This is a genomic window from Curtobacterium sp. S6 (assembly GCF_000710345.2).
In the GTDB taxonomy this organism is placed as follows: Bacteria; Actinomycetota; Actinomycetes; order Actinomycetales; family Micrococcaceae; genus Rothia.
On the sequence record NZ_JHEL01000015.1, the window covers coordinates 591578 to 613075 of the forward strand.

Genomic DNA, 21498 nt, shown 5'->3' on the forward strand with positions numbered 1-21498 from the left:
CAACCATGGCCAACGACACTGCCACCGACAGCACCGAGATCAGGACCGACACCGGGACCCACCAGCACGGCTACATCAGCGACAAGGACCGCTACCGCAACCACATGAAGCGCATCGAAGGCCAGGCCCGGGGGATTACGAAGATGATCGACGACGAGAAGTACTGCATCGATATCCTCACCCAGGTCTCCGCCCTCACCCGGGCCCTGCAGGGTGTGGCGACCGGCCTGCTCGATGACCACCTCAAGCACTGCGTCCTCGACGCCGCCAAGCAAGGCGATGAGGACGCGGCTATCGCCAAGATCCAGGAAGCCAGCGACGCCATCAACCGCCTCGTCCGCTCCTAACACCTTGGGATTTCGCTCCGCGCAGGCGTGAGCTGAGCATCGTCCCGCCTTCGGTCCCGGGGCGGGACGGAGGCGGAGATCGGGCCTGACGACATGACCAACATCTACCCGAGAGAAGAGCTCGATATGACCCCTACCCTTGCCGCACCAATCCGACCCTCCAGAAGCCGGCAGGGACTCGGCGCGACCATAACCGCGCTGGCAGCCAGCGCCGTCCTCCTGCTCAGCGGCTGCGCCGGTGCTGACCCATCCCCTTCCGCAGGATCCGATCAGTCTCTGGTAGCCCACCACGGCCTCGATGGCCTGGACGCCCGGGAAATCATCAAGCGTCTTGACACGATGCCGGTCATAGACCGCTCAACCGAACTCATGGCTTCGATCGAGCCCGACCAACTCGTCCTCACCGACGATCAGAACAACCAAACCACTCTGCCGATGCCAGAGGACGACTTCTACGTCTCTATCGCCCCGTATCTCGAGCAGACCCACGAGTGCTACTTCCACAGCCTCACTACCTGTCTCGGCGAGCTCGCCAACACTGACGTCGATGTCACAGTGGTCAACACGACGTCGGGCGAGACCATCCTCGAAGATTCGCTCACGACTTACGACAACGGATTCATCGGACTCTGGCTGCCCCGCGGTATTGATGCGACGCTCACGGTCAGCACCGAAGACCGCACCGCGAAACAGGACATCTCGACCCGCCTCGACGACCCCACCTGCTTAACCACTCTCCAACTGACGTGACGCCCGGATGCTGAAGACGCCGAGGAAGTGCGGATCACCGACGATCAGAGAGCCCCGCCTTCACGAACACCATCCGGTCGACGTGTAGCCGGCATCGACATCCTTCAAAATGGATGCATGTCTAATCAAGCAGTGCCTAGTACCGGCCGACCATCGACATCCTCGCCGCCGCCAAGGCGCTCATTGCTTGACCGTCGGAGTGCGGCAGCCCTCCGAGGACTCCTGCCGACCCGTTGAGGCGCGAGGGCAGCTTCGACTACGAAACCTACGCGGACGCGTCGGCAGCCGGCACGAGTTCCGGCACCAGCAGCGGCACGAACCGGACGAACACGACCATGGCGACGAGCTCGACGAGCGTCTGGGTGACCACGACCAGCGGTGCCAGGTCAAACGCCGCGGGCAACGCGAGCACCAGCGGGAGCACGACGAGCGAGTTCCGAGTCGCGCCGCTGAACACGACGGCGCGCCTGCCGGGCACGTCGAGGCCCGCCGCGCGGCTGACCAGCATCCCCACCGGCACCATGACGGCCGCGAAGAGGACGAAGACCGGCACCGCCAGGAGCAGGGAGCCGGACCGGGCGCTCACCCCGGCGACCTGCGAGGCGACCACGACCGCCAGGGTGGCGACCATCAGCGGCACCATCGCGCCCATGACGATCTCTTCGACCCTGCGCCCGATGCGCCATCGGGCGGCGGCGAGCTGCGTGAGCGCGGCGGCGACCAGCGGCAGGGCGATGATCAGGACGAAGGCCTCGACGAAGGGACCGAACTCGACGGAGCCGACGAACTCCGCGTCGATGAAGATCCACAGGTACAGCGGCAGCAGGAGCATCTGGGCGATCATCAGCAGCGGGGCCGCCGCCAGGAGGCGCTCCTCGTCGCCGCCCGCGAGGCCGGAAAAGACGATGACGTAGTCGATACACGGGGTCAGCAGCACGAACAGCACCCCGACGAACAGCGCCTGGTCGCCGGCGACGATCCGCGACAGCGGCCAGACGACCAGCGGCACCAGGACGAAGTTGACGACGAGGACCGTCGTGAGGAAGCGCCAGTCCTTGAATGCCCGGCCGAGCCTGCCGAACGGGATGCTGAGGAACGTGGCGTAGAGCAGAAGCGCCAGCACCGGGTGAATCGCGTGCTCTGCCGGGTGGGCGATCGTGGGCCGGGACAGTCGACGACGGCCCCGAGGGCCAGTCCCGCGACGTAGAGCGCGACCTGGTGCCTAACCATCCATTCCATACTCGCGCGCATGGATCTCCTTCTCTGTCGGGCTGGGCGCATGCACTGCGCCGTTTTAAACGCTAGACCTTGAACCCGGGTTGAAGGTCAAGCCGGAGCGCCCTATGGTCGGAACATGAAGATCTCCGAGGTCTCCGAGCGCACCGGGGTGCCTGCGAGCACGCTGCGTTACTACGAGCGCCTCGGCATTCTCGCAGCGGACCGGAGCCCGAACGGGTACCGGGACTTCGACGAGGGCCACCTCGAGCGGCTGGACTTCATCACCGCGGCGAAGCGGCTCGGCCTCGAGCTGCCCGAGATTCGCCGGCTCATCGAGCTCGTCGACGACGGGACCTGCACGGGGGTGAAGGCAACGCTGCAGCCGCTGCTGGCCGAGCAGATCGCTGCCGTTGAGCAACAGCTTCGGTCACTGACACGGCTGCAGGACCAGCTGCGGCAGGCGCGGGACCACGTCGACGGCTGCCCCGACAGTGACGAGCCCTGCCGGTCGGAGTGCGCATTCAGGGCCTTCGCCGGAACGGCTGCCCAGCAGGGCTGATCGCACGGGCTGGCCAATCGGTCAGCAAACACTGTATGGTCAGTACATGCTGACCATTGCTTCACGCGTCGACGTCATGAACCGCCTCGGCCGCGCCATGTCCGACCCGACACGCTCACGGATCTTGCTGTCCCTCCTCGATGAGCCTGGGTACCCGGCAAGACTCGCCCGGGAGCTCGAGCTAACGCGCACGAATGTGTCGAACCATCTGTCCTGCCTGCGGGGCTGCGGGATCGTCGTCGCCGAGCCCGAGGGCCGGCAGACCCGCTACGAGATCGCCGACCCGCACATCGCCGCAGCCCTGACCGCGCTCGTGGACGTGACGCTGGCGGTGGACGAGAGCGCACCGTGCTTGGACCCGGAGTGCTCGGTGCCCGGCTGCTGCGACGCCGACGGGGCTGTGCGATGAACGATGAGTGCTGCGGCGTCGACGAGCCGCGCCATCCGAGGGCGGAAAACCGCCGCTCGTCCCTGCAGCCGATCGGCACGGACGCACCCAGGGCATCGGGCGATGCCTGCTGCGGGCCAGAGACCGTCCCGGCTGCGGTACACGACGACGGCGACGCCTGCTGCGGGCCAGACCCGGCGCGGAGCCCATCGGAACCTGGCGCGGAACCGGAGTCCCGCCCGCCGTGGTGGAGGGACCTCGCCCTGCTCCCCTCAGCGGTCGCCGGCCTGTTCCTCGTCGCCGGGTACGCGCTGGACTGGTCCGACCTGGACGTCGCCGCGCTGGTGACCCAGTGGATCGCGCTGCTGGCCGGCGCGTGGACGTTCGTGCCCGGCGCGGTGCGCCGCCTGATCCGTGGACGGCTCGGCGTCGGCCTGCTGATGACGATCGCCGCGGTCGGCGCGGTGCTGCTCGGCCACGTCGCCGAAGCCGCCGCCCTGGCTTTCCTGTTCTCCCTGGCCGAGACCCTGGAGGATCGGGCGATGGACCGCGCCAAGGAGGGACTGCGCGCGCTGCTCTCGCTGGTCCCGCAGACCGCCCGCGTCTCCCGCATGGGCGGAGTCGCGACCGTGCCGGTGGCCGACCTCCGCGAACTCGACCTGCTCGTGATCGGAGCCGGTGAGCATGTCCCGACCGATGGCGTGGTCGCCGAGGGCCGCTCGAGCGTCGACGCCTCCGCCGTGACCGGGGAGTCGATCCCCGTGGAGGTAGGACCGGGCGACCCCGTGCCAGCAGGCGCGGTGAACGGGTCCGGGTCCCTGCTGGTCGAGGCGACCGCAGACGGACGGGACAACTCGCTGACACAGATCGTCGCCCTGGTCGAGCAGGCCCACGCCCGCAAGGGAGAGCGCGCCCGGCTGGCCGACCGGATCGCCCGTCCCCTCGTCCCTGCCGTCCTCGTCGCCGCGGCCCTGGTCGCGCTGCTCGGGCTCGTCGTCGGCGACCCGTGGACCTGGGTCGAACGGGCCCTCGTCGTCCTCGTCGCGGCGTCGCCGTGCGCGATGGCGATCGCCGTGCCGGTCACCGTCATCAGCGCGATCGGGTCCGCCTCAAGGTTCGGCGTCGTCATCAAGTCCGGGGCCGCCTTCGAGCAGTTCGGCACCATCCGCACGGTCGCCTTCGACAAGACCGGCACCCTCACCCAGGGCCAGCCGCAGGTGACCGAGACCCGCACCGCGCCGGGCGGCAGCCAACAGGACGTCCTCGCGTGGGCGGCGGCCCTCGAGGCGACCAGCACCCATCCCCTGGCGGCGGCGATCACAGCGGCCGCGCCGGACTCCCCGGCGGCGAGCGAGGTGGCCGAGGACGCCGGGCACGGCATCGCCGGCCGGGTCACCGGCCGTTTCGTCAGGGTCGGCAGTCCACGCTGGATCGCCCCGGCCGGCCTGCGGACCGACGCCGACGAGCTGGCCGAAATGGGCATGACGGTCGTCGTGGTGGAAGCCGACGGTGAGGTCGCCGGCCTGATCGGCGTGCGCGACGAACTCCGCCCCGAGGCCACCGAGACCGTGCGCATGCTCCACGACCAGGGAATCGGCACGGTCATGCTCACCGGCGACGACGCCCGCACCGCCCGCGCCCTGGCCGCCCAGGCCTGCATCGACGACGTCCGCGCCGAACTGCTGCCAGCCGACAAGGCGGAGGCGATCACAGGTCTGGCCGCAGCGCGGCCGACGGCGATGGTCGGCGACGGCATCAACGACTCCCCCGCGCTGGCCACCGCGACCGTGGGCATCGCGATGGGAGCCACCGGTTCCGCGGCCGCGGTGGAATCCGCCGACATCGCCTTCACCGGCCACGATCTGCGCCTGATCCCCGCCGCGTTCGCGCATGCTCGCAGAGGCCGGCGCATCATGACGGCCAACATCGTCCTCGCGCTGGCGATCATCGTCGTCCTGTTCCCGCTCGCCCTCTTCGGGGTGCTCGGCCTGGCCGGAGTCGTCCTCGTCCACGAGGTTGCCGAGGTCGTCGTCATCCTCAATGGCGTACGCGCCGCGCGCAGGCCCATCGCGGCGAGCCGAGGGCTGCCTGCAGCCTCGGACCTCCAGCCGGCGCACGGGACGAAGGCGAACCGATGACCATCGAGGCCCAGCGCTTCGGGAGACGCCCGAACCGGGAGCCGCTCGAGGAGACCCGACGCCGACGGAAAGGACCACGACCATGAAGATCACGCTCCAGTACTTCGACGGCTGCCCGAACTGGGAGATCCTCGACTCCAAGATTGCCGAAGCCCTCGACGGGCGATCTGGCGCGGAGGTCGTCCACCAACGGGTCGAGACACCCGAGGACGCCTCGCGCCTCGGCTTCCACGGCTCCCCGACCGTACTGATCGACGGCGTCGACCCGTTCGCCGAAGACAGTGCGCCGGTCGGCCTCGCGTGCCGCATGTATCGGACTCCCGACGGGCGGGCCGGGTCGCCGACCGTCGCGCAGTTGCGCACGGCCATCCGTGGGGCCTCGCGGGACGTCCGCGAGAGCGCCCTGCAGGGTCTGCCGAACGCGGTGCTCATCGCCTGCACGCTCACGCCGGACGCCGGCAAGGAGCAGGTCGAGAAATGGCGGGCCTTCGACGACGGATATCTCCTCGACGTCGAACGCGGCGACGCCCGGATCATCGTCCACTACGCGAAAGCCGACGACTCCGTCCAGCGTCTTCACGACCTCGTGGCGGTCAAGAGCGCCTGCTGTTCGTTCGTCGACTGGTCGATCGACGAGAGCCACGCCGACCTGCGCCTCGTCGTCACCGGCAGCGCGGAGCAGCTCGCGGCCCTCGACGTCGGGTAAGCGTGCACTTCCGCCCAGTCGCCTCACTCCCCCGGGGCGCGGCAGGTCAGTCCGACTCTGCCCCTGGGCCGGGCTTTTCACGTCGATGCAGGACGATCCAGCGGCCGAGCAGGCCGACGGCGAACATGGCCAGTCCAGCGATGATCGACTGCCAGGGCAGGGTCGCGATCAGGACCAGGCAGCCGAGGACGCCGAGGACGTTGAGCCAGCGTGGCCAGCGGCGGTCGGACGGCGGCTGGGTGAATGCGGCGGTGTTGGCGATGCCGTAGTAGATGAGCACGCCGAAGGAGGAGAATCCGATCACGCCGCGCAGGTCGGTGGTCAGCACCAGGACGGACACGACGACGGCGAGGGCGATCTCGGCGTGGTGGGGCACCTTGTGACGGGGGTGGACCGCCGACAGCCAGAACGGCAGATCGCGATGCCGGGCCATGGCCAGGCTGGTGCGGCCGATGCCGGCGATCAGCGCCAGCAGCGCCCCGAGGCTGGCGACCGCGCCGCCGATCCGGACCACCGGGCCCAGCCCGCCGACCCCGGCTGCTTGCACGGCTGTGGTCAGGGGTGCTGTCGCGGCGGCGATCTTGTCCGGCCCGGCGGCGAGCAGGACGCTCACGCCGACGACCAGGTAGATGATCACCACGATGATCAGGGCGATGGGGATGGCGCGCGGGATGGTGCGCTGCGGGTCGCGGACCTCCTCGCCCATGGTCGCGATCCGGGCGTAGCCGGCGAAGGCGAAGAACAACAGCCCGGCCGACTGTAGGATCCCGTACGGCCCGCCGACGGTCAACGCCGGCCAGCCGCCCAGGTTCGTCGGCGAGGGTTGGCCGACGGCGAAGATGCCGACCACCAGCACCGCCAGCGCGACCAGGGTGATGGCGACCAGGATCCGGGTCAGGCCGGCGGTCTTGCTCACCCCGCGGTAGTTCAACGCGGCCAGTCCGACGATGCCGGCCACCGCCACCAACCGCTGGGCCCACCAGGGGCCGGGCACGGCGTAGGTGGCAAAGGTCAGCGCCATCGCCGCGCAGGAGGCGGTCTTGCCGACCACGAAGCCCCAGCCAGCGGTGAACCCGAACCAGTGACCGATGCGCTCTCGGCCATAGATGTAGGTGCCTCCCGAGGTCGGGTAGACCGCGGCGAGCTGGGCCGAGGCGGTGGCGTTGCAGTAGGCGATCACCGCCGCGATTCCCAAGCCGATCAGCAGGCCGGTGCCGGCCGCCTGGGCCGCCGGCCCGAAGGCGGCGAAGATGCCGGCACCGATCATCGACCCGAGCCCGATGATCACCGCGTCGCCGGTGCCCAGGCGTCGATCCAACTGCGGAGTCGGTTCACTCATCAGGTGTCATCCCATCGGGAGCGTCGGGGGTTTCGGTGTGGAGGATTTCGCGCGCGAGTTCGGTCAGGGCCTGGCGTTCGTCGGCCAATACGGCCCGGCCGGCGTCGGTGATCTGGTACAGCCGCCGGTTGCGCCCCTCCACCGTGGTCTGCCGCGAGGTCAGCAGCCCCTGGTCTTCCAAGCGATGCAGGGTCGGGTACAGGGTGCCGGGGCTGATCTGATATCCGTGATGGCCGAGCTCCTCGGCCATCCATGCGCCGTGGATCTCGCCCTCGGCGGCGTGATGCAGGATGTGCATCCGCACCGCGCCCCGGATGAACTCACTCATCGGCGGCACCGAGATCGAGGGTGAAGTCCAGGCTCGAGGGCTCGTCGGTGCCGGTCAGCGCCGACGCGCCGATGTGGACCCACACTCGATAGCTGCCTTCGGGGTCGAGGGCGACGTTGTTGCCGTAGTGCAGACCGGCCGTGCCCTTGCGGGGCCGGGCCACCGGCACCAGCCCCAGCCCCGTGAACTCCGGTCTATCGTCATCGTCGCCGTCGAGGCGGATGACGTCGACGGCGACGTCGAGGTACGGCACCGGATGCCCGGTGTCGACGTCGTAGATGTGTGCGTCGAGGTTGAACAGATCCGCCGGTGGATCTGCCGGGCCGGGCTCGGCCGCGATGTTCTCCACCACTTCGTCCGCCCGGCCGGCGAACACGGCACCGCCGCCCGCATTGGCCGGCTGCTGCCAGTCCTCGGCGTCGAACATCCGGGCGATCGGCCCGACGGCCACATCCACCCGCAACCGGCCGAAGGTTCGCGTCTCCGGCGATCCCCATACATGCATCGCAGTCCCCTTCCCTGATCTATCGGATGCCGATATCGTAGACCGATATTGAAGGCCCAGTCAACGAGAGGAAGCCAGTCATGTCTGATCCGACACAGTTGGCCGAGCACGACCCCCGCCGCCACACCAGCCAGGTCCGCGAGCGGCTGTCAGAGGTGACCGCACACCTGTGTCAGAACGTCACCAAGATCGACGACTCTTGGGCCCAGGCGCTGTTCGAGACCACCGCCGAAGCCCTGGCCGGCCTGGAGAAGGCATATATCGACTTCGAATTCCGCGACGAACCCGCCTGGCGATCCTGATTCCTGAATCGGCCGGGACCGGCGCTTCCCTAGGCCGACGCCGCCCGGCAGGGAACTCGATCCAGCGGCGATGTCCTGCGGTGGCAGGTAGCTGCTCACCTCTGGAGGTCCGAAGTTGCCCACTGCATCGAAGCCTGTCAACATAGAAGCATGTCGAATCAAGCGGCGTTCGCCGCACCTCCCGTGACCCGACGGCTCTCAACCCTCGACAGGTGGCTGCCGGCCTGGATCGGACTCGCCATGGTCGCAGGCCTCCTGCTCGGCCGCCTGGTGCCCGGCGTCTCCGACGTGCTCGCCCGGCTCGAGATCGCCGGCATCTCAGTGCCGATCGCACTCGGCCTGCTGGTGATGATGTACCCGGTCCTGGCCAAGGTCCGCTACGACAAGGTCGCCGCGGTCACCGGCGACAAGAAGCTCCTCATCTCCTCTCTAGTGCTCAATTGGCTCGCCGGGCCGGCGATCATGTTCGCCCTGGCCTGGCTGCTCCTGCCCGACCTTCCCGAATACCGCACCGGGCTCATCATCGTCGGTCTGGCCCGGTGCATCGCCATGGTCGTGATCTGGAACGACCTGGCCTGCGGCGACCGCGAGGCGACCGCGGTGCTGGTGGCGATCAACTCGGTCTTCCAAGTCGTCATGTTCTCCGTCCTCGGCTGGTTCTACCTCAGCGTCCTGCCGAGCTGGCTCGGCCTGGACACACAAGGGCTCGAGGTGTCGATGGGCCAGATCGCCCTCAACGTCCTCGTCTTCCTCGGATTACCCCTGATCGCGGGATTCGCCTCGCGCTGGATCGGCGAGAAGCGCAAGGGCCGGGACTGGTACGAGGAGAAGTTCGTCCCGAAGATCGGGCCGTGGGCGCTCTACGGGCTGCTGTTCACCATCGTGCTGCTGTTCGCCCTCCAGGGTGAGCAGATCACGAGCCGGCCGCTGGACGTCGTCCGGATCGCCCTGCCGCTGTTGGTGTACTTCGCCGTCATGTGGTTCGCGGGCCTGCTGTTGGGCAAGGGCATCGGCCTCGGCTATGCACGGTCGACCACACTTGCATTTACCGCGGCGGGCAACAACTTCGAGCTCGCCATCGCCGTCGCGATCGGCACCTTCGGTGCGGCCTCTGGCCAGGCTCTGGCCGGCGTCGTCGGACCGCTCATCGAGGTGCCCGTCCTCGTCGGCCTCGTCTACGTCTCCCTCTGGGCCGCCAAGGCGTGGTTCCGCACCGATCCCTATAACCAGGAGGTACGAACGTCATGACCGACATCGCGCTGACGCCAGCCGCCCCCGATGAAGACTGCCCACCCCAGGTGCCGCCGATCTCAACAGCCCTCGGCCAGGAGGTTGCCGCGACTCTCACGGGCACACTCAAGGCCCTCGCCGACCCATTGCGTCTGCGGATGCTCTCGGCAATCGCTGCCGATCCTCGCGGAGAGTCGTGCGTGTGCGATCTCGCCGACCTCGCCGAGGTCTCACAGCCGACCGTCTCCCACCACCTCAAGGTCCTCCGGACAGTGGGGCTGCTCAATTCCGAGCGCCGTGGGACTTGGGTCTGGTACAGCATCGCGCCAGGGAAGAGTGCCGCCGTCGCCGCCTTGCTCGAGGGGTTCGCGCCCGCGGCCGTTGCCCCCAGCGTGGAACCGGAGACGACGGCCGACGCGGAGCTGGAGAGCATGGACGAGCACATCAGGCGTCTGGCCGCCGACCTCGCGGACGCGACGTCACAGCTGCCGCGGGAGACCGTCACCAGCATCGTCCGGGAATCGTACACGGCGCTGGCCCGGTCGGCGAAGATCACACGCTACCTGGTGCCCCTGACCGAGCGCTTCGCCCGGCAGCGACTGGCCGACCTCACCCGCAACCGAGCAACCGCACCGCCTCAGGTGCTGTTTGTCTGCGTCGCCAACGCAGGTCGTTCCCAGCTGGCCGCGGCGCTGACCCGCAGCCTGTCCGAGGGCAGGGTCATCGCCCGGTCCGCCGGCTCGACCCCGGCGACGGGCATCCACCCGCACGTGCGCGACCTCGTCGCCGACATCGACCGCGAGGCCGCCGACGAGGCGTTCCCCAAGCCGCTCACCGACGACGCCATTCGCGCTGCCGATGTCGTGGTGACCATGGGCTGCGGCGACGCCTGCCCCATCGTCCCCGGAGTCCGGTACGAAGACTGGGCTGTCGGCGACCCGGCACTGGCATCGCCGGAGGGACTCGCCGCTATACGCGACGACATCGCTGCGCGCGTCAGCCGGCTCCTCGCCACCTTCACCACCGAATGAACGAGAGAAGCACAGACATGAGCGATCAAACACCCTCCGTCCTGTTCGTCTGCGTCCACAACGCCGGCCGCTCCCAGATGGCCGCCGGTTGGCTGCGCCACCTCGCCGCGGACCGCATCGAGGTCCGCTCGGCAGGGTCAATGCCCGCCGAGCAGATCAACCCGGTCGCTGTAGAGGCCATGGCTGAAGAGGGGATCGATATCATCGCCGAGGAGCCCAAGGTCCTCACCACCGAGGCCGTGCAGGACTCCGACGTCGTCATCACGATGGGCTGCGGTGACGCCTGCCCGTTCTTCCCCGGCAAGCGCTACGAGGATTGGAAGCTCGACGATCCCGCTGGCCAGGGCATCGAGGCGGTGCGCCCGATCCGCGACGAAATCAGGTCCCGGATCGAGACGCTCACTTCAGAGCTGCTCGGCCAGGACCCGGCGCTGGCGTGAGTGACGTCGTCGTCATCGGAGGAGGCCAGGCCGGACTCGCCGCAGGATACTTCCTCCGCCGCGCCGGCCTGGACTTCGTCATCCTCGACGAACAGGAACGACCGGGCGGGGCCTGGCAGCACGGCTGGCAATCGCTCAGGATGTTCTCCCCAGCCCAGTACAGTCCTCTACCCGGATGGCCGATGCCTGCCCAGACCGGCGAGGTGTTCCCCACCGCGAGCCACGTCGTAGACTACCTCGAACGATACGAGGAGCGCTACGAGTTGCCTGTGCGCCGTTCGGTCGGCGTCACAAGCGTCCACCGGGAGCACGAGCGTTGGACCGTGGACACGGACGCGGGCTCTCTGAAGGCCGCTGCGGTGATCAGTGCCACCGGCACGTGGCAGAGCCCCTACCTGCCGTACGTCCCCGGTCAGGACACGTTCTCCGGCAGGCAGCTGCACACCGTCGACTACGACTCGCCCGACATGTTCGCCGGCCAACGGGTCGTGGTCGTCGGAGGAGGGAACTCCGCCGCACAGATCCTCGCCGAGGTCTCCACGGTCGCCGAAACGCTGTGGGTCACGCGGCACCCACCGCGATTCATGCCAGACGATGTCGACGGCAGAGTGCTCTTCGACGTCGCTACCGCCCGCGAGGCAGCCCGTCGCTCTGGCCGGGACCACGACGGTGTGTCCGGACTTGGAGACATCGTCATGGTGCCTCCCGTGCAGGCCGCTCGAGATCGCGGCGTCCTGGACCGTTCGCCCATGTTCGACCGCCTCAGCCCGACGGGAGTCTCCTGGAACGACGGCCGCGAGCACGAGTGCGATGCGATCATCTGGAGCACCGGCTTCCGCCCTCACCTAGGCCACCTGAGCGGGCTCGGACTGACGCGCGAGCACGGCCATCCCGCCACCGACAGTACTCGGAGCATTGACCACCGCGGGCTGCATTTGCTCGGCTATGGCGACTGGACCGGATTCGCCTCCGCCACCATCATCGGCGCGGCTCGCACCGCCAAGCCCGCCGTCGCCGAGATCGGCGCTCGGATGGCTAGGGCTTAACGCTGATGTCGGACGTATCGATGGCGCAGATGATATTGACGTCTATCGATGCGTCGCGTAGATTCTATATAGATCATCATCGAATCAAGGAGTGGCAGATGGACTGCTGGGAACACGAAACGGCCGGCCAGGGTCCTGTCCCCGCCGTCGCATTCTGCCGGCACTGCGGCGCGGCGCTGTGCCGGGATCATGCGACAGTCTGTACGGACGAACGCGTTCGCCAGAACGGCATGGGATCGCCCACGCGCCTGCTGCCTGACGGCCGGAAGATCTGCTGCTCGACCTGCCGCGAAGCTTTCGTCGAGTCCGTCCCCGTGCACCGAGCGGAGCAACGCCTGCGCGATCTGGCAACCACCGGGCCAGAGTCCGCAACCGCGTCGTGCTGACGCGGCTGGCGCGCCTCTGTTGATGAGTGGTGGGCATAAACGCCATCCACTGGTCCCTCGACAATGACGAGCCGCTGGCATGCGGGGACTGCTCGGCCGCGATGACATCGCGGCCCGTGCCCGCGAGCTCCTGGTGGCTCTTAACATCGACTGAACAAAGGTAGACATCGTGATCGAGAAGAAGCCGTCCATCCTATTCGTCTGCGTCAAGAACGCAGGCAAGTCGCAGATGGCCGCCGCACTCATGCGCCAGGTCGCCGGCAACTCCGTCCGGGTGCACTCGGCGGGCACCTCCCCCGGGACGGGGCTCAATGCCCTGTCCGCTGCCTCTGTCGCCGAGGTCGGGGCGAGCATGGCCGACGAGCACCCGAAGCCGATCGATCCCACTATGTTGCAGACTGCGGACCGCGTCGTCGTAATCGGCGACGAGGCTGTCGTCGAGCCCGTGCCGGGGATGGCCGGGACTATCGAGAAATGGACGATCGACGAGCCCTCGGCGCGAGGGATCGAGGGCGAGGAACGAATGCGCCTGGTCCGCGACGAGCTCGCCGAGAAGGTGCGCCAACTTGTCGGCGAACTCGCTGCAGGGCCCGTGGCCTGAGCTGGGTCAGGCCGCTCGCGAGGACGCGACGCCCGCCGAACGCGGGGTCCCCGTGGACGAGCTGGCGACCATGAGCACGGTCCCCACCGCGGCAACCGCGGCCAGGACCGCAAACCCGGTTGCGTAGCTACCGGTGACCTCGGCAAGGACCGCACCGGCCCCGGGAGCCAAGGCGGTGGCCAGCAGGACCGGGAGGCCGAGGACGCCGGAGAGGCGGCCGTATCCGCGCGCGCCCCACCGGTCGGTGACCGCGGTCGCCTGAAGCAGCGTCGCGATGCCGCGCCCGACCCCGGCGGTCATCGACGCCGCGACCAGCAGACCGACCGGCCCGGGGACCACAGCGAGCACCGCGGTGCTGACGGTGACGAGGCCGAACACGGTCGCGGTGCGCACGGTCAGCGAGGCATGCCGGGCAAGAGCGGTGTAGACGAGCCGACCGGCGACCTGACCGAGTCCGCCGAGGCCGAGCACCCAGGCGGCGGCCTGAGGACTCAGGCCGCGCTCGAGCATAAGAGGCACCAGAGCCAGCAACGCAGCGTACATGGCCAAGGCGACCAAAGTCAGTCCAGCGGCAAGCCACCGGAACCGTGAGTCCCGGACGACGCCGGCAGCGTAGGCCTTCTCGGCCTCTGGCTCCTCCGCGTCGGCATGCACCGGGTGGGGCCAGGGGCGTCGCAGCACGAGCGAGTGGATCGGGACGGTGAGGGCCGCCAGCACGACCGCCGCCCAGAAGTACGTGCCTCGCCATCCCAGCTGTTCATACGCAACTGCGGTCAACGGCGCGAAGACCGTGCTCGCCAGTCCGGCCACCAGCGTCAGCGTGGTCAGCGCGCCGAGCCGGCCGGCAGCGAACCAGCCGGTGATCGCGGCGAAGGCCGGCGGATAGAGGACTCCGGCCATGGCGACTCCGGCCAGCGCCCAGCCGACGATGAACACCAGCAGGTTCGTCGACGCGGCGATCACCACCAGCGACACGACGCCGAGACCCGAGCCAGCGGTCATGACGAGACGGGGTCCGTGCCGATCGATGAAGCGCCCGACCGGCACCCCGGCCAACGCCGACACGGCCAGGGCCACAGAGAACGCCGAGGTGACGGCCACCGGCGACCAGCCGGTATCCACGCTGATCCGCGGAGCCAGGACCGGGAAAGCGTAGTAGAGCAAGCCCCACGAGACGATCTCGGTCACGCACAGCGCAGCCAGCACCATTGCCCGCCCAGGCTGCACAGCAGCCTCAGCCAACGACGACGCCTCGCAGTTGCCTGGCCAGGGCATCGACGACGTAACCCGCGTCGCGGTGGACTCCACGCAGGGTGTTCGACGAGAACGAGCGCTGGAACTCCAGGCCCAGGAAGGCTAGGCCGGGCCGCACGGTCGAGACGCCGCGATCGTGCCTCGGCGCGCCGGACTCGTCGAGGACGCCGAGGGATCGCAGGTACGGCAGGTGCGGCCGATAGCCGGTCGCGAAGACCACCGAGTCCACGCGCTCCCGCGAGCCGCCAGGCCACACGACGCCGTCCGGGACGTACTCCGCGAACATCGGTCGCTCGTCTGGATGCGCTGCCTCGAGCGCCGCCCTGTACTTTCCGGCGTCGATGACCGGTGTGCCTGTGATAATCCTGTTCAGGACCGACGGCGGCAGGAGGTCGGCGCGGGTGAGTCGCAACCACCAGTGCAGGTCACGCCCGGCGATGACCTGCGGCGCGTACCGGACCCGGTCCCGCACCGCCAGCGAGGCCTGGGCGTGGTCGGCGAGCTCGTGGGCGATCTGGACGGCGGAGTTGCCCGCCCCGACGACCACGACCCGCTGACCGGCGAACTCCTCGGGCGACCGGTAGTCGGCCACGTGCAGGACCCGGCCCTGGAATGCCTCCCTGCCTGGGATCGTCGGCACGTAGGGGCTGGCAAACGAACCCGAGGCAGCGATGAGCGCGTCCCCAACCAGGCGGCTCCCGTCGGCCAGATCCACGGCAAAGCCCGGGCCGTCGGCGGCGACCTCGGTGACGCGGGCACCAGTGCGGACCTCGACGCCCAGCCACTCTGCGTAGCTGCGCAAGTAGTCGGCGACCTCGTCGCGTCCCGGGTACCCGTCGGGGTCGCCGGGGAACGGGTGACCCGGGAAGGCGCTGTACCGGCGCGGAGAGAACAGCCGCAGGCTGTCGTAGTAGCGCGGCCACGACCCGACTGGCTCGTCACCGGCCTCGAGCACCACCGGCTCCCAGCCTCGGTCGCGCCCGGCACGGGCCGCGGCGAGGCCGGACTGCCCGCCGCCCACGATCAGCAGGCGACCGCGGCTCATCCGTCGGTCCTCGTGCCGATCTGGACCAGCTGGGGCGCGGGTGTGCAGCACCCGCCCGACGTCGCCTGCTCCGGGGCGTCGAACAGGCCGGACCCGCCGCACACGCCGGTGTCGGGCAGCTCCAGCTCGACACGGTCAGCCGCCTCGTGATCCCCGGCGAGCTCGGCGACGACGCTGCGGACCTGCTCGTATCCGGTCATCGCCAGGAACGTCGGCGCGCGGCCGTAGGACTTCGCGCCGACGATGTAGAAGCCCGGCTCCGGGTGGGCGAGGTCAGCGGCTCCCGTGGCGCGCACTGAGCCGCAGGAGTGAAGGTTCGGGTCGACTTCAGTGGCGACCTTCGTCGGAGCCTGCAGGCGGACGTCGAGGTCGAGGCGGACCTCGGAGAGGAACGACAGGTCCGGTCGGAAGCCCGTCGCGACGACCACTCGGTCCGCGGGCTCGAGCCGCCGCCCGTCTTCGCCCACCAAGACTGCCCGACCATCCTCGACGAGGACCCGCTCGACGCGGAACCCGGTGACGAGGTCGACGTAGCCGTCCTCGACGGCCTTCTTCGCCCGCTGGCCCAGGTCACCGCGCTCGGGCAACTCGTCAGCCGACCCGCCACCGAAGGCGTTGCCGACGGTACCGCGGCGCAGCGCCCAGGTCACCCGGGTGCCTGGCTCGCGGCGGACCACTGCCGCGAGGTCGCCGATTGCTGTCGCGGCCGAGTGGCCGCTGCCGACCACGACGACGTGCTTGCCAGCCAGTTCGGCGGCCTCGTCGCGGCTCGGCGTGCGGTGATCAAGCAGGCCGGCTTCGACGGCGGCGTGTTCGCCGAGGGCGGGCAGTCCCTCCGCGCCCGCCGGGCTCGGGGCCCGCCAGGTCCCGGAGGCGTCGACGACGGCCTGGGCTTCGAGCCTCTCTTCTTCGCCGTCAGCGCGGCGGACGTGGACGACGAACGGCTGCTCCGCGCGGCCGGCGTCGACGGAAAGGTCGCGGCCCTTACGGCCCACGCCGACGACGCGGTAGCCGTACCGGACACGGTCGCTCAGAGTCTCGGCCAGCGGCGTCAGGTACTCCTCGACCCACTGGGCCCCGGTCGGGTAGCCGGTCTCGGGCGCGCTCCAACCGGTCGGCTCGAGCAGCCGGCGCGACGCTGGGTCAATGAGTTCAGACCATGGCGAGAACAGGCGGACGTGGCCCCACTCGGCCACGGCCGACGCTGGACCGTCGCCCGACTCCAGAACCAGGGACTCCAGGCCTCGCTCGAGCAGATGAGCGGCGGCGGCCAGGCCCTGCGGACCGGCTCCGATGATGACGACGGGATTCACTTCAACCTCCATGTATTGATGTTCTTCGATGGGTCGAGCTTGCCTCACGTATCGACAGATGTCAATGCGTGAGGCAGAATGGAGGCATGAGCACTCCCCCAGCCATCGAATCCGCGGCCGACGTCGCGCCCTGCTGCGTCCTCGGCGAGACGATCGACGACACGGTCGCCCAGGATCTCGCCAGGGTGTTCAAGGCCCTCGGCGACCCCACCCGGGTCAAGCTCATGTCCCTCATTGCCGGAAGCAGCGCGGGCGAGATGTGCGTCTGCGATCTCACCGAGCCCGTCGGGCTATCACAGCCGACCGTCTCCCACCACATGAAGCTGCTCGTCGAGGCCGGCCTCGTCGAGCGCGAGCAGCGCGGCCGCTGGGCCTACTACCGGCCCACCATCGACACTCTCGCCGCCGCAGCCAAGGCGCTCATCACCTGATGGAAGGCGTGTCGACCAGGCCCATGACGCCGACCGACTGGCCCGCCGTCGAGGCCATCTACCAAGCAGGCATCGCGTCCGGGCACGCCACCTTCGAGACCGAACCGCCGCCTGACTGGTACACGTTCGCGTCGAGCAAGCGCCCGGACCTCATGCTCGTCGCCGTCGGCGGTGACGACTGCGTCCTCGGCTGGGCCGCAGCCGGCCCCGTCTCGACCCGCGCCGTCTACCGAGGTGTCGTCGAGCACTCGGTGTACGTCGATCCCGACGCGGCCGGATGTGGCGTCGGTTCACGGCTCCTCGCCGACTTCCTCGGCGTCGCCGACCGATCAGGCGTCTGGACGCTCCAGTCCTCGGTCTTCCCCGAGAACGCAACCAGCCTCAGGCTCCACCAGAGAGCTGGCTTCAGGGTTGTCGGACGGCGCGAGCTCATCGGGCTGATGCCGTGCGGACCTCTTGCCGGTCAGTGGCGGGACACCGTGCTCATCGAGAGACGTGTCCCCAAGTCTGGCTGAGTTCTTCCCTGACAAGGCAAAGAAATCGCATCGCAACGCCTGAACCAAGGCGACAGCCTGCGGAAACCACGTCGCAGCGACCGCGTCGACCAGGACCAGCCTGTGCTACCTTGAGAGCACTACATCCCCCACGCCTCTCCACGATGCGCACTTGGGGGATTTTCTCTGCCCATGTTTGCAAGTTCAGACCTGTCGGTGCTGAGCCTTATCGAGCTCCGCCAGCACCCGGCTTGGATTCTTGATGAGGTCGAACAGGCTGCTTACCCGGCGCGCCCACCGCGCTGGGTCGTCACCCTCAGCAAACGCGGCAGCCGAGGCGAATTGGTCATGGAGGTTGACCGGTAATCGGTCAGCCAGCTCCGTACCGAGCTCGCCAGCGAGGCCGGCTCGAGGAGACGAAGGCCGCAAGAATCTGCCCAGCTTCCCGGTCGCTGGGACCGGTTTGTCCGATGCACCCTCAAGGGCTGCGACGGCGTCAATCACCCAGTCGGCCTTCCAGGAATCCGAGAGCGGCACGGCGACCCGCTGGACCCCGGCGATCGCATCTCGTCCCAGCGCCAGGGAGAGCCCTCCGGGGTCCTCGTGGTAGTTGAGGTACCGGGTGACGTCGACTCCTGGAGGACAGACCTCGGCGAGGACGACGTCGCCGAGCCAGTTGCTGGGATCGACGATCCAGCCCTCCCGCTCGGTGACAGATGGCTTCAGGTGCACTCGGTAGAGGTAGAACTGGCTGCCGTGGTCAGCCTGGTCGCGCATTCGCCGCAGCATGTTGTGGACCGCGGCCTCGTACGTGCCGACATGGAGCGCCTTCGCCTGCTGCCTCGCGGCCCACGCGGCGACCCTCTCGTCGCCGCCCATCATCCTTCGGATCCCAGGCGTCAGGTCCGCCGCCGGGTCGAACTCGCTTGTCGGCCAGTCCGGCTGCGTGCTCGTGTGGTACCAGGAGAACTGAGCGACTTGGTCGTCGTTCAGGGCCGGGTCGCCAGCATCGACCGTCACGCGTGGTGCGTCCTCGTGCTCGCACGTCAAGCCGCAACCGGGGCACTTCTCTCCGCTCTGCTCCCAGCGGTCGATCCAGTCCAGGTCGACGACGAAACAATGGCCGCAGCCGGTACACAGCATGCGCCGATCGCGCCAGAAGTTGATGAATCGTTCCATGGCTCCATTGTCTCGGCAAATCTCGTGGAGCCGTGGGACCCAGGACGGCACGAATCTCTCGTAGCTATGGAAAGTGTGCGAGGATCTCGTCCGGCCAGTCGTAGTCGTGCCGGGCACAACCGCCGAAGCTAGCGTTTCCGTTGGCAGCGCGGGCAAAAATGGCTCGAGCGGTTCCTGAACTTCTCCCGTACGATTGGAGTACCGCAACGGTTGCACGGGTGACCTTCCCGCCCATAGACATTCAACGCATAACGTCCCGACTCCACACGATTGAGACGTTCATGTACTGCGAGTCGACTCGCCAATCGACTCGCAATTGAAGAGGCACTCGACTCGCACTCCCATTCCAGCAGCGCCGGACGCACTGAAGAGCACGATACAGGTGTGAGTCGCCGGGTGGTCCGGATGCTTCGACGGAGGCATTCGGCCGCGGCGGCGACGTCGAGCCATCCCTCATCGCGCGCGCTCCTCCAGATCTTCGACACCTGCCGGTCACCCGCCTTGGACGCTCGCCCTACAATGTTCTGAGACCGGACCTCTCGCGCGATCGGGGAGGTCGGGTCTCGTCCTGCCAAAGGGATGTCTGCGAGACGGCGTCGCGGCTACTGCTTGACGAACCGCGTGCACGACGTCGACCTGAGCGCCCACGCGGCGTCCTACCTCACGCCGACCGCTCTGATGACGAACGGCGTGACTCGCACTCCTTGCCGACCACGCTCGTACGGGCCTGGTCAGCCCTGTGCGGTCGATGCGTCGGGCTCATCGTCTGCCGAGCGCGGCGACTCTGCGCCGCAGCAGTCCTCGGTCGTCATCCGGGCCGACGTCCGACGTCGCCGTTGGAGCGCCCCGACCACTAGGGCCAGCAGCACCGCTGCGATGGAGAGTCCAGTAATGAGGACGGTCTGTCCCTGGAGCCAGCCGGACACCGCCGCGGAGACGGCGGCGATCCCGTCGGTGCGGCCGGAGGCCGGGGCGTCGCTGGTGGCGGCCGGAAACCAGTACCACGTCAGGTAGATCCCGGTGAGCACGAGGACGGCGGCGGTGACTTTGGGGCCGTAGCGAGCGAGTGCCGCGACGCGTCGGGTGAGCAGGGAGCCAGCGGTGGCCGTGGTCATGGCGACGAGCAGCAGGACGGTGGCCGAGCCGGCGGCGTAGACGCCGAAGACGAGGAGCAGGCCGGAGAAGCTGGCGGTGGCCTGGGCCTGAGCGATGACCGCGAGGAGGACCCCGACGGTGCACGACAATGACGCCGCCGCGTAGCCGACACCGAAGACGACCATTCGGACAGTGCTTGGCAGCCTCTCGGTCGCTCGGCCGGGGATGCTGGGCAGTCGAAGGGAAATCGATCGGCCGGCCAGCATCGCCGCGCCGAGCAGCACCAGCACGGCTCCGACGGCGAGCCCGAGCGCTGGAGCCGCCTGAATCAAGCCCCGTGCCCCGGCGCTCACCACGACCCCGGCCAGCGCAAGCGTGCCTGCGAACCCGATCGACAGCGCGAGCCCTGCCCGCAGGGCCCGCAGAACGCGGACCGAGACCGGGGAGGCGTCGGCGTCACCCAGCGTATGGGCGATCCATGCCGGGAGTAGCGCGAAGCCGCAGGGGTTGACCGGGGCGATCATGCCGGCGGCGAAGGCGAGGGCGAGCAGGCCGCCCATGGCTCAAGCCCCGGCCTTCGCGAGCTCGGCGGTGATCGTCTCGGCATCGGGGTCCGTGGCGCGGAAGGTCACCTGGCCGTCGGCGTCGACGACGATGAGGGTGGACAGAGCAGCGACTTTGAACCGCTGGGACACGGCCGCGCCCTCGTCGATGGCGGCCGGGACGTGCTCGGCCCCGACGTACTCCATGAAGCCCTCGATGGTCTCCTCGGACTCGCGCGGATCCATGTCGACGGCGAGGAAACTGGCCTCGTTGCCGTTCTCGTCTGCGATGGTGACCGCTTCGCCGAGGAAGCGGACGCCATTGACACATTCGCCGCAGCCGACGGAGAAGAAGAACACCGCGGTGGGCTTCCCGGCGGCGGGCAGGCTGATCTGCTGGCCATCGAGAGCGGCCACCGTCACCGGTCCATCGCTCTCGGCCGCGTCGCTGCTGCCGCAGCCGGTGAGACCCAACGACCCGACAGCCAGGACGCCTGCGATTGAGATCGCCGTCCGGCGGGAGATACGGTACGTCATCTGTCTTTCTCCTCCTTCGTTTCGTCTCCTTGGTCGGCACCTGTCTGCGGGGTGGGTGGACAGCAGCCTTGGACGTCGTTGCGGCGTCGTCGTCGCAAGCTGGCGATCACCGCGACCGCCACGACGACGAGTCCGGCACTGATGACCCAGGGACTGCCTAGCACGCCGCCAACGCCCGCGAGCGCGCCGCCGGCGATGAGGAGGGGCAGTGCGCAGCAGAGGACCATCAGCAGTCCTGCACCCGCCACCAGCAGGCCGCCGCTGCTATGCCTCCTATCGTGGTCGGATCCCATC

Annotated in this window: 26 protein-coding genes; 14 read left to right on the forward strand and 12 right to left on the reverse strand. The window is 68.8% G+C overall.

The features are described 5' to 3' along the window. Nucleotides 1-5 precede the first annotated feature (5 nt). Both CURSPS6_RS04875 and CURSPS6_RS04880 read left to right on the forward strand, forming a co-directional pair. Entirely contained in the window at nucleotides 6-347 is a 342-nt protein-coding gene (locus CURSPS6_RS04875) for a metal-sensitive transcriptional regulator (RefSeq protein ID WP_200910830.1), read from the forward strand. A 93-nt stretch (nucleotides 348-440) separates the two neighbouring features. Then, complete coding sequence (locus CURSPS6_RS04880) at nucleotides 441-1097, forward strand: CueP family metal-binding protein (protein WP_223246099.1); 657 nt, start codon at nucleotides 441-443, stop codon at nucleotides 1095-1097. A 265-nt stretch (nucleotides 1098-1362) separates the two neighbouring features. Here the strand turns inward: CURSPS6_RS04880 and CURSPS6_RS04885 are convergent, their stop codons facing one another. Then, the gene (locus CURSPS6_RS04885; RefSeq protein ID WP_308495846.1) at nucleotides 1363-2220 is read right to left on the reverse strand and encodes an arsenic resistance protein; all 858 of its coding nucleotides are present in this window, start codon (nucleotides 2218-2220) and stop codon (nucleotides 1363-1365) included. A gap of 231 nt (nucleotides 2221-2451) precedes the next feature. Between CURSPS6_RS04885 and CURSPS6_RS04890 the strand changes: the two genes are divergently transcribed. From CURSPS6_RS04890 to CURSPS6_RS12910, 4 genes are all read left to right on the forward strand, one after another. Next, complete coding sequence (locus CURSPS6_RS04890) at nucleotides 2452-2874, forward strand: MerR family transcriptional regulator (protein WP_030014548.1); 423 nt, start codon at nucleotides 2452-2454, stop codon at nucleotides 2872-2874. 46 nt (nucleotides 2875-2920) lie between these two features. Next, complete coding sequence (gene cmtR / locus CURSPS6_RS04895) at nucleotides 2921-3283, forward strand: Cd(II)/Pb(II)-sensing metalloregulatory transcriptional regulator CmtR (RefSeq protein ID WP_030014549.1); 363 nt, start codon at nucleotides 2921-2923, stop codon at nucleotides 3281-3283. Then, nucleotides 3280-5400, forward strand: coding sequence for a heavy metal translocating P-type ATPase (locus CURSPS6_RS04900; RefSeq protein WP_082142010.1), 2121 nt, complete (start codon nucleotides 3280-3282; stop codon nucleotides 5398-5400). Before cmtR ends, CURSPS6_RS04900 begins: the two co-directional genes overlap by 4 nt. A gap of 82 nt (nucleotides 5401-5482) precedes the next feature. Further along, the gene (locus tag CURSPS6_RS12910; protein ID WP_223841873.1) at nucleotides 5483-6106 is read left to right on the forward strand and encodes a hypothetical protein; all 624 of its coding nucleotides are present in this window, start codon (nucleotides 5483-5485) and stop codon (nucleotides 6104-6106) included. Nucleotides 6107-6152: 46 nt separating this feature from the next. Here CURSPS6_RS12910 and CURSPS6_RS04910 read toward each other — a convergent pair whose 3' ends face one another. The 3 genes from CURSPS6_RS04910 to CURSPS6_RS04920 are packed head-to-tail and all read right to left on the reverse strand — an operon-like array spanning nucleotide 6153 to nucleotide 8278. Next, entirely contained in the window at nucleotides 6153-7445 is a 1293-nt protein-coding gene (locus CURSPS6_RS04910; RefSeq protein WP_030014552.1) for an APC family permease, read from the reverse strand. After that, nucleotides 7438-7773, reverse strand: coding sequence for a PadR family transcriptional regulator (locus CURSPS6_RS04915; RefSeq protein ID WP_030014553.1), 336 nt, complete (start codon nucleotides 7771-7773; stop codon nucleotides 7438-7440). Before CURSPS6_RS04915 ends, CURSPS6_RS04910 begins: the two co-directional genes overlap by 8 nt. Further along, a complete protein-coding gene (locus CURSPS6_RS04920; protein WP_030014554.1) occupies nucleotides 7766-8278 on the reverse strand; it encodes an iron transporter in 513 nt (170 codons plus the stop codon). Before CURSPS6_RS04920 ends, CURSPS6_RS04915 begins: the two co-directional genes overlap by 8 nt. Nucleotides 8279-8358: 80 nt before the next feature. Here CURSPS6_RS04920 and CURSPS6_RS04925 point away from each other — a divergent pair, with 80 nt between their 5' ends. From CURSPS6_RS04925 to CURSPS6_RS04955, 6 genes are all read left to right on the forward strand, one after another. Next, complete coding sequence (locus CURSPS6_RS04925) at nucleotides 8359-8580, forward strand: hypothetical protein (RefSeq protein ID WP_030014555.1); 222 nt, start codon at nucleotides 8359-8361, stop codon at nucleotides 8578-8580. 150 nt (nucleotides 8581-8730) lie between these two features. Beyond that, nucleotides 8731-9828 carry an ACR3 family arsenite efflux transporter gene (arsB, locus tag CURSPS6_RS04930; RefSeq protein WP_030014556.1) on the forward strand — a complete coding sequence of 366 codons (1098 nt, stop codon included), beginning with the start codon at nucleotides 8731-8733 and terminating at the stop codon, nucleotides 9826-9828. After that, nucleotides 9825-10841 (forward strand): metalloregulator ArsR/SmtB family transcription factor, encoded by a 1017-nt coding sequence (locus CURSPS6_RS04935; RefSeq protein WP_030014558.1) that lies wholly within the window; start codon nucleotides 9825-9827, stop codon nucleotides 10839-10841. The genes arsB and CURSPS6_RS04935 overlap by 4 nt, the downstream gene beginning before the upstream one ends. A gap of 17 nt (nucleotides 10842-10858) precedes the next feature. Next, the gene (locus CURSPS6_RS04940) at nucleotides 10859-11281 is read left to right on the forward strand and encodes an arsenate reductase ArsC (protein WP_030014560.1); all 423 of its coding nucleotides are present in this window, start codon (nucleotides 10859-10861) and stop codon (nucleotides 11279-11281) included. Continuing rightward, complete coding sequence (locus tag CURSPS6_RS04945; protein WP_030014561.1) at nucleotides 11278-12327, forward strand: ArsO family NAD(P)H-dependent flavin-containing monooxygenase; 1050 nt, start codon at nucleotides 11278-11280, stop codon at nucleotides 12325-12327. The genes CURSPS6_RS04940 and CURSPS6_RS04945 overlap by 4 nt, the downstream gene beginning before the upstream one ends. A gap of 555 nt (nucleotides 12328-12882) precedes the next feature. Next, nucleotides 12883-13314: a low molecular weight phosphatase family protein gene (locus CURSPS6_RS04955; protein ID WP_035810208.1), complete on the forward strand. Its 432-nt coding sequence runs from the start codon at nucleotides 12883-12885 to the stop codon at nucleotides 13312-13314. Between the two features lie 6 nt (nucleotides 13315-13320). Here the strand turns inward: CURSPS6_RS04955 and CURSPS6_RS04960 are convergent, their stop codons facing one another. The 3 genes from CURSPS6_RS04960 to CURSPS6_RS04970 are packed head-to-tail and all read right to left on the reverse strand — an operon-like array spanning nucleotide 13321 to nucleotide 16938. Beyond that, a complete protein-coding gene (locus CURSPS6_RS04960) occupies nucleotides 13321-14556 on the reverse strand; it encodes an MFS transporter (protein WP_200910832.1) in 1236 nt (411 codons plus the stop codon). Further along, nucleotides 14549-15613, reverse strand: coding sequence for a flavin-containing monooxygenase (locus CURSPS6_RS04965; protein ID WP_030014564.1), 1065 nt, complete (start codon nucleotides 15611-15613; stop codon nucleotides 14549-14551). Before CURSPS6_RS04965 ends, CURSPS6_RS04960 begins: the two co-directional genes overlap by 8 nt. After that, nucleotides 15610-16938, reverse strand: a complete 1329-nt coding sequence (locus CURSPS6_RS04970; protein WP_030014565.1) for an FAD-dependent oxidoreductase — start codon at nucleotides 16936-16938, stop codon at nucleotides 15610-15612. The genes CURSPS6_RS04965 and CURSPS6_RS04970 overlap by 4 nt, the downstream gene beginning before the upstream one ends. 74 nt (nucleotides 16939-17012) lie before the next feature. Here CURSPS6_RS04970 and CURSPS6_RS04975 point away from each other — a divergent pair, with 74 nt between their 5' ends. Next, nucleotides 17013-17357 carry an ArsR/SmtB family transcription factor gene (locus CURSPS6_RS04975; RefSeq protein ID WP_030014567.1) on the forward strand — a complete coding sequence of 115 codons (345 nt, stop codon included), beginning with the start codon at nucleotides 17013-17015 and terminating at the stop codon, nucleotides 17355-17357. A 23-nt stretch (nucleotides 17358-17380) separates the two neighbouring features. After that, nucleotides 17381-17872, forward strand: a complete 492-nt coding sequence (locus CURSPS6_RS04980; RefSeq protein WP_223841871.1) for a GNAT family N-acetyltransferase — start codon at nucleotides 17381-17383, stop codon at nucleotides 17870-17872. 183 nt (nucleotides 17873-18055) lie between these two features. Here CURSPS6_RS04980 and CURSPS6_RS04985 read toward each other — a convergent pair whose 3' ends face one another. The 5 genes from CURSPS6_RS04985 to CURSPS6_RS05000 all read right to left on the reverse strand — a co-directional run bounded on the left by CURSPS6_RS04985 (nucleotide 18056) and on the right by CURSPS6_RS05000 (nucleotide 21497). Continuing rightward, complete coding sequence (locus CURSPS6_RS04985) at nucleotides 18056-19030, reverse strand: hypothetical protein (protein ID WP_030014570.1); 975 nt, start codon at nucleotides 19028-19030, stop codon at nucleotides 18056-18058. Nucleotides 19031-19158: 128 nt separating this feature from the next. Then, on the reverse strand, nucleotides 19159-19515 hold the full coding sequence (locus CURSPS6_RS12945) for a zinc finger domain-containing protein (protein WP_416371658.1): 357 nt from the start codon (nucleotides 19513-19515) through the stop codon (nucleotides 19159-19161). A 246-nt stretch (nucleotides 19516-19761) separates the two neighbouring features. Then, nucleotides 19762-20685: a cytochrome c biogenesis CcdA family protein gene (locus CURSPS6_RS04990; protein ID WP_030014571.1), complete on the reverse strand. Its 924-nt coding sequence runs from the start codon at nucleotides 20683-20685 to the stop codon at nucleotides 19762-19764. Between the two features lie 3 nt (nucleotides 20686-20688). Then, nucleotides 20689-21204 carry a TlpA family protein disulfide reductase gene (locus tag CURSPS6_RS04995; RefSeq protein WP_030014573.1) on the reverse strand — a complete coding sequence of 172 codons (516 nt, stop codon included), beginning with the start codon at nucleotides 21202-21204 and terminating at the stop codon, nucleotides 20689-20691. Further along, complete coding sequence (locus CURSPS6_RS05000; protein ID WP_030014574.1) at nucleotides 21201-21497, reverse strand: hypothetical protein; 297 nt, start codon at nucleotides 21495-21497, stop codon at nucleotides 21201-21203. Before CURSPS6_RS05000 ends, CURSPS6_RS04995 begins: the two co-directional genes overlap by 4 nt. Nucleotide 21498 lies beyond the last annotated feature (1 nt).